The 13,954-nt window shown below is 68.6% G+C and carries 9 protein-coding genes; 5 read left to right on the top strand and 4 right to left on the bottom strand.

The window, feature by feature from the left end; genetic code table 11:
- Positions 1-42 precede the first annotated feature (42 nt).
- Together AC6CHL_RS11905 and AC6CHL_RS11900 are read left to right on the top strand one after the other, a co-directional pair.
- Complete coding sequence (locus AC6CHL_RS11905) at positions 43-2,772, top strand: bifunctional acetate--CoA ligase family protein/GNAT family N-acetyltransferase (protein ID WP_141058887.1); 2,730 nt, start codon at positions 43-45, stop codon at positions 2,770-2,772.
- A gap of 48 nt (positions 2,773-2,820) precedes the next feature.
- A complete protein-coding gene (locus AC6CHL_RS11900; RefSeq protein WP_498294497.1) occupies positions 2,821-3,519 on the top strand; it encodes an alpha/beta fold hydrolase in 699 nt (232 codons plus the stop codon).
- Between the two features lie 1,698 nt (positions 3,520-5,217).
- Here AC6CHL_RS11900 and dkgB read toward each other — a convergent pair.
- The gene (gene dkgB, locus AC6CHL_RS11895) at positions 5,218-6,021 is read right to left on the bottom strand and encodes a 2,5-didehydrogluconate reductase DkgB (RefSeq protein WP_038685568.1); all 804 of its coding nucleotides are present in this window, start codon (positions 6,019-6,021) and stop codon (positions 5,218-5,220) included.
- A gap of 136 nt (positions 6,022-6,157) precedes the next feature.
- The gene (locus tag AC6CHL_RS11890) at positions 6,158-7,372 is read right to left on the bottom strand and encodes an MFS transporter (RefSeq protein WP_498294495.1); all 1,215 of its coding nucleotides are present in this window, start codon (positions 7,370-7,372) and stop codon (positions 6,158-6,160) included.
- A gap of 126 nt (positions 7,373-7,498) precedes the next feature.
- Here AC6CHL_RS11890 and AC6CHL_RS11885 point away from each other — a divergent pair, with 126 nt between their 5' ends.
- Positions 7,499-8,401: a LysR substrate-binding domain-containing protein gene (locus AC6CHL_RS11885; protein ID WP_038685572.1), complete on the top strand. Its 903-nt coding sequence runs from the start codon at positions 7,499-7,501 to the stop codon at positions 8,399-8,401.
- Between the two features lie 41 nt (positions 8,402-8,442).
- On the opposite strand, the gene AC6CHL_RS11880 is transcribed toward AC6CHL_RS11885, so the two are convergent.
- Positions 8,443-10,575, bottom strand: a complete 2,133-nt coding sequence (locus AC6CHL_RS11880; RefSeq protein ID WP_498294493.1) for a methyl-accepting chemotaxis protein — start codon at positions 10,573-10,575, stop codon at positions 8,443-8,445.
- A 175-nt stretch (positions 10,576-10,750) separates the two neighbouring features.
- On the opposite strand from AC6CHL_RS11880, the gene AC6CHL_RS11875 reads away from it, so the two are divergent.
- Both AC6CHL_RS11875 and AC6CHL_RS11870 read left to right on the top strand, forming a co-directional pair.
- Positions 10,751-11,203, top strand: coding sequence for an Rrf2 family transcriptional regulator (locus AC6CHL_RS11875; protein ID WP_498294491.1), 453 nt, complete (start codon positions 10,751-10,753; stop codon positions 11,201-11,203).
- The gene (locus AC6CHL_RS11870) at positions 11,193-12,095 is read left to right on the top strand and encodes an NAD(P)/FAD-dependent oxidoreductase (protein ID WP_498294489.1); all 903 of its coding nucleotides are present in this window, start codon (positions 11,193-11,195) and stop codon (positions 12,093-12,095) included. Before AC6CHL_RS11875 ends, AC6CHL_RS11870 begins: the two co-directional genes overlap by 11 nt.
- Before the next feature lie 43 nt (positions 12,096-12,138).
- On the opposite strand, the gene AC6CHL_RS11865 is transcribed toward AC6CHL_RS11870, so the two are convergent.
- The gene (locus tag AC6CHL_RS11865) at positions 12,139-13,359 is read right to left on the bottom strand and encodes an RtcB family protein (protein ID WP_498294487.1); all 1,221 of its coding nucleotides are present in this window, start codon (positions 13,357-13,359) and stop codon (positions 12,139-12,141) included.
- Positions 13,360-13,954: the final 595 nt, after the last annotated feature.

Below are 13,954 nucleotides of genomic sequence, written 5' to 3'. Positions count from 1 at the left end.
CGTGTACCGTGTAGCCACGTACCCCGGCGACTGTGCGGCCCCATGAGCACCTACCACCTGCAATCCGTCTTCCGCCCGCAATCGGTTGCCGTCATCGGCGGCAGCCCGCGCGAACGCTCCGCCGGCCGCGCCGTCATGCGCAACCTGCGCAGCACCGGCTTCCCCGGCAAGGTGGCCTGGATCAACCCCCGCTACAGCGACATCGACGGCATCCGCACCGTCAAACGCCTCAAGGACCTCGACTGGGTTCCCGAACTGGTCGTCATCACCGCGCCGGCCAGCATCGTGCCCCAGGTCGTGGCCACCGCCGCCGAACGCGGCGTGGCCGCCGCCATCATCCTCACCGCCAACCTCGGCCAGGGCCCCGGGTCGCTGGCCGAGCAGGTGGAAACCGCCGCCCGCGCCAAGGGCCTGCGCATCCTCGGCCCGCACTGCCTGGGCGTTATCGCCCCGCACGCGCGTTTGAATGCCAGCATCGCCGCCCACTTCCCGCAAGCCGGCGACCTGGCGCTGATCTCCGAATCCAGCGCCATCGCCGCCGCCCTGGTCGAATGGGGCGTCGCGCGCTCGGTCGGCTTCTCCGCGGTCGTCTCGCTCGGCGACACCCTCGACGTCGACTTCGGTGACCTCCTCGACTACTTCGCCACCGACTACCGCACCCGCGCCATCCTGCTCTACGTCGAACACATCGGCGATGCGCGCAAGTTCATGTCGGCCGCGCGTGCCGCCGCGCGTGCCAAGCCGGTGGTGGTGGTCAAATCCGGCCGCCACATCCGCATCAACCCCGATGCCGACACCCACGTGCAGGCGCTGGCCAGCGCCGATGCGGTGTACGGCGCCGCCTTCAACCGCGCCGGCCTGCTGCGCGTGGGGGCACTGGACGAACTGTTCACCGCCGCCGAAACGCTCGGCCGCCTCGGTACCTTCCCGGGCCGCCGGCTGGCCATCCTCAGCAACGGCGGCGGGGTAGGGCGCCTGGCCGTGGACCAGCTGCTGGCCCTGCGCGGCAGTCTGGCCGAGCTGTCGCCGGCCACCGTGGCGCAGCTGGACAGCGTGCTGCCGCAGGGCTGGTCGCGCAGCAACCCGGTCGACATCGTCGTCGACGCCGATGGCGAGCGCTATGCCGCCGCCATCGACGCGCTGATGTCCGACAGCGAAAACGATGCCGTGCTGGTGGTCAACGTGCCCACCGCGTTCACCTCCTCGGCCGACGCCGCCCAGGCCCTCACCCGCACGCTGGGCCTGCGCCCGCGCCACCACCGCGACAAACCCGTGTTCGCGGTCTGGCTGGGCAACGATGACCGGGCCACCGCCACGCTCAACGCCGCGCGTGTGCCCACCTATCCCACCGAAGCCGAGGCCGTGCGCGGCTTCCAGCACCTGGTGCGTTACCGCGACGCGCAGGCCGCGCTGATGGAAACCCCGCCCAGCCTGCCCGAAGATTTCGTGGTCGATACCACCACCGCGCGCGCGCTGGTCGAGGCTGCGCTGGCGGCCGGCCAGCAGTGGCTGGACCCGATCGCCACTCACCAGCTGCTCACCGCCTATGGCATTCCGTCGGCGCCGGTGATGCAGGCCCGCGACGCGCGCGAGGCCATGGAGCTGGCCCAGCCGCTGCTGGAGCAGGGCGCCACCGTGGCGGTGAAGGTGTTTTCCGCTGACATCCCGCACAAGTCCGATGTGGACGGCGTGCGCCTCAACCTCGGCTCGCTGCAGGCGGTGCATGCGGCGGCCACCTCGATCATCGCGCGCGCGCATGAGAAGCGCCCCGACGCCCGTATCGACGGCGTGCTGGTGCAGCCCACCATCGTGCGCCCCAAGGCGCGCGAACTGATCGCCGGCATCGCCGACGACCCCACCTTCGGACCGGTGATCGTGTTCGGCCGCGGCGGTACCGCCGTCGAAGTGATCGACGACAAGGCGCTTGCGCTGCCGCCGCTGGACCTGCGCCTGTCGCACGAGCTGATCGGCCGCACCCGCGTCTCGCGCATCCTCAAGGCCTACCGCGACGTGCCGGCGGCCGACGAGCGCGCGGTGGCGCTGATCCTGGTCAAGCTGGCGCAGCTGGCCGCCGACATTCCCGAGATCCGCAGCCTGGACATCAACCCGCTGCTCGCCGACCGTGACGGGGTGATCGCGCTCGATGCACGCGTGGCCATCGCGCCCTCGCGCAAGCTGCACAAGGGCCGCGGCCATCCGCGCTTTGCGGTATTCCCGTATCCCAAGGAATGGGAACGCACCATTACCCTGTCCGACGGCGCGCCGGCCTTCGTGCGCCCGGTACGGCCGGAAGACGACGCGCTGTTCCGCGCGTTCTTCGCCCGCGTCACCGACGACGACCTGCGCCTGCGCTTCTTCCAGTCGGTGAAGCACTTCAGCCACGAATTCATCGCGCGCCTGACCCAGCTCGATTACGCCCGTTCGATCGCGCTGGTGGCCATCGACCCGCGCAGCGGCGACATGCTCGGCGCGGTGCGCCTGCACGCCGACGCCGACTACGACCGCGGCGAGTACGGCATCCTGATCCGCTCGGACCTGAAAGGCCACGGCATCGGCTGGCGGCTGATGGCGATCATGATCGAGTACGCCAAGTGGCTGGGCCTGAACATCGTCGAGGGCCAGGTGCTGCGCGAGAACAGCACCATGCTGGCGATGTGCCAGAGCCTGGGCTTCAAGACCAGGCTGGACCCGGACGACTCCACGGTGATGGTGGTGACCCTGCCGGTGCAGGAGGTGCAGGTGCCGGACGTGCCAGATACCGCAACGCACTGAGCCGTCGGCGGCACGGACCGTGCACGTCGGCGCGGCGACAATAGGGGCATGACCGACCGCCTTCCCCTGCTGCTGCTCCCCGGCCTGCTCAACGACGCTGAACTCTGGCGCGCGCAGGTGGCCGACCTGTCCGACATCGCCGACTGCATCGTGGGTGACCAGACGCGGGGCGAGACGATGCAGGCCGTGGTCGACGATGTGCTGGCGCAGGCGCCCGAGCGTTTCGCGTTGGCGGGCTTCTCGCTCGGCGGCTTCGTCGCCCAGCAGATCCTGCGCACCGCGCCGGAGCGGGTGCTGCGGCTTGCGTTGATCGACACCTCGATCCACGCCGACTCGCCCGAGCGCGCCGCCCAGCGCCAGTCGCAGCGTGCCAGCGTGCGCCTGCCCGGCACCTTCCACGGCTTTGGCGACACACTGATGCGCAGCTACATCGACGCCTCGCGGCTGGATGACTACGTGCTGGTGCAGCGCGTGCGCGACATGACCGCGCGGCTGGGCGCGGAGGTATTCCTGCGCCAGAGCGCGCTGGAACGCGGCGATGGCCACGACGTGCTGGCCGGCTACCGCGATCCGCTGTTGATCGTGTGCGGCGCCAACGACCGCATCACCCCGCTGGCGATCAGCGAGGAGATGCATGCGCTGGTCCCGGGCTCCACGCTGGTGGTGCTGCCCGATTGCGGGCACCTGGCACCGATGGAGAAACCGGACGAGGTGAGCGCGGCGATGCGCGCGTGGTTGCACGCCTGATCCGGCACTGTCGCCGCGCCCGCTGCTCCCGGTAGGGTCGGATCCCGATCGACTGCCGTGAAACGCGCCACGTTCGGTGATGGCATGACCCTCGTCGAAGCACGCGCTTCGGCCAGGGTCATGCGTTCGCCGCCCCGATTCACATGGTCGGCGGTCGATTGGGATCCGACCCTACCGCCGGTTACATTCGGAAGACGGCCAGAAGGTGCGGATGACCAACACCGGGAAAGCGACCCCCGGTAGGGTCGCATCCGGATCGACTGCCGTGAAACGCGCCACGTTCGGTGATGGCATGACCCGCATCGAGGCACGCGCTTCGGCCAGGGTCCTGCGTTCGCCGCACCGATTCACATGGTCGGTGGTCGATCGGGATCCGACCCTACCGCCGGTTACATTCGGAAGACGGCCAGAAGGTGCGGATGACCAACACCGGGAAGGCGACCCCGGTAGGGTCGCATCCCGATCGACTGCCGTGAAACGCGCCACGTTCGGTGATGGCATGACCCGCGTCGAAGCACGCGCTTCGGCCAGGGTCATGCGTTCGCTGCGCTGATGCACACGGTCGGCGGTCGATAGGGATCCGACCCTACCGCCGGTTACATTCGGAAGACGGTCAGAAGGTGCGGATGACCAACACCGGGAAAGCGACCCCCGGTAGGGTCGCATCCGGATCGACTGCCGTGAAACGCGCCACGTTCGGTGATGGCATGACCCGCGTCGAAGCACGCGCTTCGGCCAGGGTCATGCGTTCGCCGCCCCGATTCACATGGTCGGCGGTCGATTGGGATCCGACCCTACCGCCGGTTACATTCGGAAGACGGCCAGAAGGTGCGGATGACCAACACCGGGAAAGCGACCCCCGGTAGGGTCGCATCCGGATCGACTGCCGTGAAACGCGCCACGTTCGGTGATGGCATGACCCGCATCGAGGCACGCGCTTCGGCCAGGGTCCTGCGTTCGCCGCACCGATTCACATGGTCGGTGGTCGATCGGGATCCGACCCTACCGCCGGTTACATTCGGAAGACGGCCAGAAGGTGCGGATGACCAACACCGGGAAGGCGACCCCGGTAGGGTCGCATCCCGATCGACTGCCGTGAAACGCGCCACGTTCGGTGATGGCATGACCCGCGTCGAAGCACGCGCTTCGGCCAGGGTCATGCGTTCGCTGCGCTGATGCACACGGTCGGCGGTCGATAGGGATCCGACCCTACCGCCGGTTACATTCGGAAGACGGTCAGAAGGTGCGGATGACCAACACCGGGAAAGCGACCCCCGGTAGGGTCGCATCCCGATCGACTGCCGTGAAACGCGCCACGTTCGGTGATGGCATGACCCGCATCGAGGCACGCGCTTCGGCCAGGGTCCTGCGTTCGCCGCACCGATTCACATGGTCGGCGGTCGATAGGGATCCGACCCTACCGCCGCGTACATTCGGAAGACGGTCAGAAGGTGCGGATGACCAACACCGGGAAAGCGACCCCGGTAGGGTCGCATCCCGATCGACTGCCGTGAAACGCGCCACGTTCGGTGATGGCATGACCCGCGTCGAAGCACGCGCTTCGGCCAGGGTCCTGCGTTCGCCGCGCCGATTCACATGGTCGGCGGTCGATAGGGATCCGACCCTACCGCCGCGTACATTCGGAAGACGGTCAGAAGGCGCGGATGACCAAGGCGAACACCGACCGTGCCGCCTCGTTCAATCCCAGGCCGGCGCAATCCCATCCGGGTTGGCCAGCCGCTGGCCGCGGTCCAGCGTGGCGATCTGGGCCATGTCCTCATCGCTCAGGCGCAGGTCGGCGGCGAGCAGGTTGCTGGCCAGGTTCTCGCGCTTGGTGGAGGAGGGGATCACCGCGAAGCCCTGCTGCAGCGCCCACGCCAGCGCTACCTGGGCCGGGGTGGCCTGGTGGCGTTCGGCGATCGCCTGGATCACCGGGTCCTTGAGCACTTCGCCGTAGGCCAGGCTCATGTAGGCGGTCACGTGGATGCCCTGTTCCTTCAGGAACGCGATCAGGGCGCGGTTCTGCAGGTAGGGGTGGACTTCGATCTGGTTGGTGGCGATGGCATCGGCGCCCAGGATCGTGATGGCCTGGCGGGTCAGGTCGATGGTGAAGTTGGAAATGCCGATCTGCCGGGTCAGGCCCAGCGACTTCGCTTCGGCCAACGCGCCCAGGTACTCGGCCATCGGCACCGCATCCTTGGGCGACGGCCAATGGATCAAGGTGAGCTCGACATGGTCGGTGCGCAGCTTGCGCAGGCTCTCGCGTAGGCTGTCCAGCAGCGCGTCGTGGCTGAAGTTGGCGATCCACACCTTGGTGGTCAGGAACAGATCGTCGCGGGCCACGCCGGATTCGGCGATGGCCTGGCCAACCTCGGCCTCGTTGTCGTAGATCTGCGCGGTGTCGACGGCGCGGTAGCCCACGTCCAATGCGTTGCGGACCGAGTCGATGACGGTCTGGCCCTTCAGGCGGAACGTGCCGAGGCCGAATGCGGGAATGCTCATGGAAACTCCTTCATGGGGTGAGGTGCAGGCTACGCCGTGCACCGTAAAACGACGGTAGAGCCGACCGTTGGTCGGCTGTGGTCAGGTAGAGCCGACCATCAGTCGGCGGCTGTCACGGGTCCGCGACCGGAATCCCTCAATGCGCGCCCACGGCGATGCCTTCGGCGCGGTCGGCCACGCCATCGCGGCGATCCAGGCGACCGCTCAACGCGGTCAGGCCGAAGGCACCCATCACCACCAGCGCACCCAGCCACGGGGTGTGCATCAGGCCGAAATGGTCCACCACCAGCCCGCCCAGCGAGGCACCGAGCGCGATGCCGACGTTGAACGCGGCGATGTTCAGGCCCGACGCCACGTCGGCGGCCTGCGGGGCAAAGCGCTGCGCCTGCTTGACCACGTACACCTGCAGCCCCGGCACGTTGCCGAACGCCACCGCGCCCAGGGCCAGGACCGTCAGCAGCACCAGCCAGGTGTTGTAGGCGGTGAAGGTCAGCACGAACAACACGGCCGCGAGCAAACCGAAGATCAGCTTCAGCGCCGGGATCGGGCCGCGACGGTCGGCCAGGCGGCCGCCCCACAGGTTGCCGATCGCCACCGACACGCCGTACACCAGCAGCACGCCGCTGACCGCATTGGCCGAAAAACCGGTGACGTCCTGCAGGATCGAGGCCAGGTAGGTGAACGACAGGAAGGTGCCGCCGTAGCCCAGTGCGGTGATGGCATACACCAGCAGCAGGCGCGGCTGGGCCAGCACCGAAAGCTGCTGGCCGAACGTGGCCGGTTCGCTGCGCTGCAGGTTGCGCGGCACGAACAGCAGGCTGCCGATCAGCGCGATCACGCCGAGCGCGGCCACCGCCAGGAAGGTGGCGCGCCAGCCCAGGTGCTGGCCGATGAAGGTACCCAGCGGCACGCCGGTAACCAGCGCCACCGTGAGCCCGGTGAACATGATCGCGATCGCGCTGGCGGCCTTCTCCTTGGGCACCACCGAGGTGGCGATGATCGACCCGATCGAGAAGAACACGCCGTGCGCCAGGCCGGTGAGCACCCGCGCCACGATCAGCGAGCCATAGCCGGGCGCCATCCAGGCAATCACGTTGCCCAGCGTGAACAGCACCATCAAGGCCACCAGCAGGGTCTTGCGCGGCACCCGGCCGGTGAGCGCGGTGAGCACCGGTGCGCCGATCGCCACGCCCAGGGCGTACAGCGAGACCAGCAGGCCGGCCGAGGGCAGGGACACGCCCAGGTCGGCGGCGATGGTCGGGATCAACCCGACGATGACGAATTCGGTGGTGCCGATGGCATACGCACCGAGGGTGAGCGCCAGCAGGGCCAAGGGAATACCACGGGACATGACGGTTACCGGTGGGAGGTGAGGCTGCGCAGTCTGCGCGCCGCACTCTTGCCGAAAAAGCGGCCTTCACGCCAATCACTCTTGCCTGATGGTCAATAATGGGCCTCTGTCCGCCGCGTGCCCGCCATGAAAACCACCCTCGACGAAATGCAGGCCTTCATTGCCGTGATCGACAGCGGTTCGATCACCGCCGCCGCCGAAACCCTGGGCCAGACCACCTCCGGGGTGAGCCGCGCGCTGGGCCGGCTGGAAGAGAAGCTGGGCACCACGCTGCTGACCCGCACCACCCGGCGCCTGCAGCTCACGGAAGAGGGCGATGCGTTCCTGGCCCACGCGCGCGCGATCGTGGCGTCGGTGGAAGCGGCCGAGGAACAGCTCGCCGCCCGTCGCGACCGGCCGGCGGGCCGCTTGCGCGTGGATGCGGCGATGCCGTTCGTGCTGCACGCGATCGCGCCGCTGGTGGCGGGCTACCGCGCGCGTTACCCCGACGTGGTGCTGGAACTCAACAGCAGCGAGCGCTACATCGACCTGCTGGAACGGCGCACCGACGTGGCGATCCGGATCGGGCCGCTGGCCGATTCCACCCTGCATGCGCGGCCGCTGGCCCACAGCCGGCTGCGCGTGCTGGCCAGCCCGGGCTACCTGCAGCAGCACGGCACCCCGGCCAGCGTGGCCGACCTGCGCACGCACACGCTGCTGGGCTTCAATGAGCCGGACTCGCTCAACCACTGGCCGCTGCCCGGCGACACCGACGCGCTGCTGCATGTGCGCCCGGCGATGGCGGTGTCCAGCGGCGAAACGCTGCGCGCGCTGGCGCTGGAAGGGGTGGGCATCGTCTGCCTGTCCGACTTCATGACCCACCGCGACCGCCAGGACGGCCGCCTGGTGCAGCTGCTGCCCGACCTCACCGTGGAGGTGCGCCAGCCGATCCACGCCGTTTACTACCGCAACACCGCGGTGTCGGCGCGGATCAGCTCGTTCCTGGACCACCTGGCGGCGGCGATGGTGGGCGACCCCTACGTGCGCTGATCCGCGCGCTGACGCCGGCCCAAGGCCGGCGCCGCGTTGGATCACGCCGCGCGCGACAGCCCCGGCGCCGGCGCGCGCCCGGCGTCCAGCACGAACACGTCCACGGCGTCGTTCAATGCCACCGCCTGTTCTTCCATGCTGCGTGCCGCCGCCGACGCCTCTTCCACCAGGGCGGCGTTCTGCTGGGTGGCTTCGTCCATGTGCACAACGGTCTGGTTGACCTGTTCGATACCGGCCGACTGCTCCTGCGATGCGGCGGCGATCTCGGCCATGATGTCGGTCACCCGCTGCACGCCGGTGACGATCTCGCCCATGGTCTGCCCGGCCTGCTGCACCAGCCGCGCGCCGGTGGCGACATCGCCGACCGAAGCATCGATCAGCGTCTTGATTTCCTTGGCCGCGCCGGCCGAGCGCTGCGCCAGCGTGCGTACTTCGCTGGCCACCACCGCAAAACCGCGCCCCTGTTCGCCGGCACGCGCCGCTTCCACGGCCGCGTTGAGCGCCAGGATGTTGGTCTGGAACGCGATGCCGTCGATCACCGAAATGATCTCGGCGATCTTCTTCGACGAGGTTTCAATCGCGCCCATGGTCTGCACCACCTGGCCCACCACCGCACCGCCCTGCGAGGCCACCGCGTGTGCGCCGATGGCCAGCTGGTTGGCCTGTCGCGCGTGCTCAGCGTTCTGGCGTACGGTCGAGGTTAGCTCCTCCATCGAAGCGGCGGTTTCCTCCAGGTTGGCGGCCTGTTGTTCGGTGCGCTGGGACAGGTCGCTGTTGCCCGCGGCGATTTCGCCGGCGGCGGTCTGGATCGACTGCGCGGCACGCTTGATGTCGCCCACGATGCCGGTGAGCTGGCCGCTGGTCAGCGCCACGTCGTCGCGGATGCGCGCGAACACGCCATGGAACTGGCCGTGCATGCGCGCGCTCAGGTCGCCACGCGCGATCGCCTGCAGCACCGTGGAAACCTGGTCCAGGTCGCGCTCGGTGGTCTGCATCAGCTGGTTGAGCCCCCCCACCATGTCGCGGAAATCGTGCTCGTAGCGTGCCTCGTCGCCGCGCTGGCTGAAATCGCCGGCCGCTGCCGCACTGGCCAACTGCTTGATCTCCGCATTGATCGCGCCGAGGTTGGCCTTGACCCGGTCCAGCGACTGGGTGATCACCGCCTTCTCGCCGGGCAGGCGTTCCATGTCCTGCGACAGGTCGCCCACCGCGTAGCGGCCCATGATCTCGATGGCGCGCATCTTGACCTGGATGTGCGCGGCCACCAGTGCGTTGCTGTCGCGGACCATCTGGCCGTAGCCGCCGGGGAAGGCGCTGTCGTCCATGCGGTAGCTGATCTGGCCGGCCTCGTGGCGTTCGGCCATGGTGGCCTGCGCAGCCAGCACGTCCTTGAGCGTGCGTGTCACCGCCATCATGGCCTGGCCGAGGCGACCGATTTCGTCGCGGCTGTTGACCTGCACGCTATGGTCAAGCTCGCCACGCGCCACGGCGCGTGCGGCCGCTTCCACCGCCACTACCGGCGCAATCACCGCGCGGCGCAGCCACACCGCCAGCAGGCCCATCAGCACCACTGCAGCCGCGGCGGTCAGTGCCGCGCACACCAGCAGCGTCCGCCGCGCCTGTTCGGAACGGGCCTGCACAGCCTGCTCGGCGACCGCGGCGGTGCGGTTGCCCAACGCGTCCAGCGTGGTGCCCAACGCGCGGTCCTTGCCGCGCACCAGCGCATCCCCCTCCAGCGGGCTGTAGCCGCTGGCGGCGAAGGCGTCGAGCGCGCCGTGGTAGTCCTTTTCAAGCGCGGCATGCTGGGCCATGAACTGGGCGGCCAGGCGTGCGGTGCCGGCATCGCTGCTGGTGGCCAGGTCCTTGCCCAGCGTGCGGGTCTTGTCGCCCTGGCGGTCGAAAGCGGCCAGGTGGCGCGCACGCAGTGCCGCATCGCTGCCGCGGATCAGCACGTTCTTCCACTCCTGCACCTGCAGCCGGAACTCGCGCTGCAGCGCTTCGGCCTGCGTATTGCGGGCCACCTCCGGCGGTACCGCGGTGGACAGGTTCAGCCAGGCCGAACCGAGGCCGGCCAGGGCGCACAGCACCACGATGGCCAGGCCGAGCGACAGCGCGCCCAGCAGTTTGAACTGCAGGCTCAAGGCGCGGGTGGGGGCGCCGGACGTCATGTTCATGGGAATTGAAAGTGAGGGAGGGCGATGCGGTATCGGTTTACCCCCTCCTCTTCTGAAGTGAGATGCGGATCACATTAATGTCCTAATTAACAACATGAAGAGCGTGTGACAGCCGCCCGAAACCGTATGGAAGCGCCCGCTGGACATCGGCTCAATTTGTAACTAGTGTTGTTACATGAAATCCAGCAACCAGTTCTCCGATGCCCTGCACGTGATGGCCCACCTGGTCGGCCAGGACGGCCCGCGTACCTCCGAGCAGCTCGCCACCTGCCTGCCCACCCACCCGGTGGTGATCCGGCGCCTGCTCGCCGCCCTGCAGAAGGGCGGGCTGGTCACCAGCGTGCGTGGCCACGGCGGCGGCAGCCAGCTGGCCCGCGCACCGGCGCAGATCACCCTGCATGACGTGTACGTGGCGATCGGCGCGCCGGCGCTGCTGTACACCGGTGCCCGCGAAACCGGGCGCGGCTGCCCGGTGCAGCAGGTGGTCAACGACGCACTGGATGACAGCTACCGCCAGGCCCAGGCCCTGCTTGAGCAGCGCCTGCGTGGCACCACCCTGGCCACCCTCGGCGAGGCCTTCGCCCGTCACCTGGCCCACCATGCAGCAGGAGTTCCCCATGACCGTTGATGCCATTGTCGTCGGCGGCAGTTTCGCCGGCCTGTCCGCCGCCCTGATCCTGGCGCGTGCGCGCCGCGAGGTCCTGGTGATCGACAGCGGCCTGCCGCGCAACCGCTTCGCCGCGCATTCGCACGGCGTGCTGGGCCAGGACGGCATCGCCGGGGCCGAGCTGCTGCGCAACGCCAAGGCGCAGCTGCTGGAGTACCCCACCGTGCGCTGGATCAGCGACACCGTCACCACGGCCCAGCCCACGGTCGATGGCTTCGTGGTGGCGACCGCCAGCAACGAGAACTGGGCCACGCGCAAACTGCTGCTGGCCACCGGCATCCGCGACAATCTGCCCGACCTGCCTGGCCTGGCCGAGCGCTGGGGTCACAGCGTGGTGCATTGCCCGTACTGCCATGGCTATGAAATCGGCGGCGGCGCGATCGGTCTGCTGGGCGGGCACGAGAAGTCGGTCACGATGGCGGCCCTGCTCGCCGATTGGGGTCAGGTCACCCTGTTCGCGCACGGCATGGCGCTCACCGCAGAGGAACTGGCCGCCCTGCAGCGTCGCGGCGTGAGCATCGAGCACGAGGCGGTGGTTGGCCTGGAGGGCGAGGCACCCGCGTTGAGCGCTGCGCTGCTTGCCGATGGCCGCCGGGTGGAACTGCGTGCGCTGTTTGTTACCGCGCGCCAGCAGATGGCGACGCCGCTGGTCCAGCAGCTCGGCTGCGCACTGGAGGACAGCCCGGTGGGCGTACTCGTGCAGGTCGATGCGGGCAAGCAGACCAGCGTGCCCGGCATCTACGCGGCCGGCGACGCGACGCTGGTCGGCAACATCAGCCTGGCCAGCGCCGAAGGCGTGCGCGCGGGCGTGAGCCTGCACCACGCGCTGGTGGCCGAAGACAGCGCGGTTTGACACATCCACGGCCACCGGTTGGTGGCCGCCCCGTTCTGCCTGCTCAGCCCTTGATGCACACCACCTGGCGCAGCGTGTGCACCACCTCCACCAGGTCGCGCTGCGCGGCCATCACCGCGTCGATCGACTTGTAGGCCGCGGGTGACTCGTCGATCACCGCGGCATCCTTGCGGCATTCCACGTGCGCGGTCGCCTCGCGGTGCTGGGCCAGGGTGATCTGCTGGCGCGCCGCGCTGCGACTCATCACGCGGCCGGCACCGTGGCTGCAGCTGTGGAAGCTCTCGGCATTGCCCTTGCCACGCACGATATAGCTGCGCGTGCCCATGCTGCCCGGGATGATCCCCAGTTCGCCGGCGCGCGCGCTGACCGCACCCTTGCGGGTCACCAGCAGCTCCTCGCCACCGTGGGTCTCGGTCTGCACATAGTTGTGGTGGCAGTTCACCGCCAGCTTCTCCAACTGGAACTTCGGCAGCCGCAGGCGCATCTCGGCCAGCACCCGCGCCATCATCGCCTCGCGGTTCTCGCGGGCGTAATCCTGCGCCCACGACACGGCCTGCACGTAGTCATCGAACAACGGTTCGCCCTGCATGAAGAAGGCCAGGTCCTTGTCCGGCAGGTGGAAGCCGAGCACGCGCCGGGCCAGCTGCTCGCGCGCCTGCTCGATGAAGTAGGTGCCGATCAGGTTGCCGGTACCGCGCGATCCGCTGTGCAGCATCACCCACACCGCCCCGGTTTCATCCAGGCAGATCTCGATGAAGTGGTTGCCGCCGCCGAGCGTGCCGATCTGGCAGGCCAGCTTGTCGGTGCGCACGCGCCGGTGCCGTTGCTTGATGGCATCCAGTCGCTCGACCAGCCCGGACCGCACGATGCGGCTGTGGATGCTGTCCGGCAGCTGCCGGTGCTCGCCGCCGCGGCCATTGCCCACCGGCACGCTGCGCTCGATGTCACTGCGCAGCCGGGCCAGGTTGTCGGGCAGGTCCTCGGCACGCAGCGTAGTGCGCACCGCCGCCATGCCGCAGCCGATGTCCACGCCGACCGCAGCCGGAATGATCGCGCCGCGGGTGGGGATCACCGAGCCCACGGTGGCTCCCTTGCCTACGTGTACGTCCGGCATCACCGCCACCCACGGGCCGACGAACGGCACCGCGGCGATGTTGCGCAGTTGCGCCTGGGCCAGTTCGTCCACGGGTACGCCGTGGACCCAGCCCTTGATGGGGGTGGTGCCCTCGGCGTGCAGCAGCTCAAAAGTGGATTCTATGTTCATGGTCATTCATTCCATTGCGTGGCGGTGCCAGATAATCTCGGGACACGGCCAGGCAGCGCCGGGTAAACCGGCACGCATAATAAAAAAGACATCATCTCCCGCTGCCCGTGCCCCACACCTGGGCACAGCGCTTTCGCGCCTCGTGGCAACACGTCCGTGTGGTCAGGCAGTGCTTGCCCGGGTGTGGACGATGGAAGATCACGCCATGTGATCGGAAGGTGGGGCGACGCCAACGCAAACGAAAACGCCCCCGGATGCAGCATCCGAGGGCGTTGGCGTGCCTCGGAGATCGGTGACCGATCTCCGTGCGGGAAGATCAGTCGATGGTCAGCGCGTCGGCCTTGCCCGCAACGTCGCACGGACGCAGCGCAGTTGTTGCGCGGTGCAGTCGCTTGGCGATGGCGGAGAAACGAAGGGACATGACGGGCTCGGTTGGGTGGAAGGGTGCCGCAGGCTGCGGCGATGGGCGCGAACATTACCCGGGTTTGTTTCCCGCTGCAAGCGGACTATGTAATCCTCACATTATGTCGGCCGAATGCAACGACCGCCGTTGCATCGCGGCCGTGCACCACGGCATGACGTAAACGACGCAGCC

This window comes from Stenotrophomonas sp. GQ19 (genome assembly GCF_059758695.1).
The sequence above is the reverse complement of the archived record's forward strand: the minus strand, read 5'-3'. Positions and strand labels throughout refer to the sequence as shown.

What these genes read in the sequence shown, in the direction of transcription:
- AC6CHL_RS11870 (WP_498294489.1), top strand. Translation starts at nt 11,193, where the DNA reads ATGACCGTTGATGCCATTGTCGTCGGCGGCAGTTTCGCCGGCCTGTCC.
- AC6CHL_RS11905 (WP_141058887.1), top strand. Translation starts at nt 43, where the DNA reads ATGAGCACCTACCACCTGCAATCCGTCTTCCGCCCGCAATCGGTTGCC.
- AC6CHL_RS11900 (WP_498294497.1), top strand. Translation starts at nt 2,821, where the DNA reads ATGACCGACCGCCTTCCCCTGCTGCTGCTCCCCGGCCTGCTCAACGAC.
- AC6CHL_RS11890 (WP_498294495.1), bottom strand. Translation starts at nt 7,372, where the DNA reads ATGTCCCGTGGTATTCCCTTGGCCCTGCTGGCGCTCACCCTCGGTGCG.
- AC6CHL_RS11875 (WP_498294491.1), top strand. Translation starts at nt 10,751, where the DNA reads ATGAAATCCAGCAACCAGTTCTCCGATGCCCTGCACGTGATGGCCCAC.
- dkgB (WP_038685568.1), bottom strand. Translation starts at nt 6,021, where the DNA reads ATGAGCATTCCCGCATTCGGCCTCGGCACGTTCCGCCTGAAGGGCCAG.
- AC6CHL_RS11865 (WP_498294487.1), bottom strand. Translation starts at nt 13,359, where the DNA reads ATGAACATAGAATCCACTTTTGAGCTGCTGCACGCCGAGGGCACCACC.
- AC6CHL_RS11880 (WP_498294493.1), bottom strand. Translation starts at nt 10,575, where the DNA reads ATGAACATGACGTCCGGCGCCCCCACCCGCGCCTTGAGCCTGCAGTTC.
- AC6CHL_RS11885 (WP_038685572.1), top strand. Translation starts at nt 7,499, where the DNA reads ATGAAAACCACCCTCGACGAAATGCAGGCCTTCATTGCCGTGATCGAC.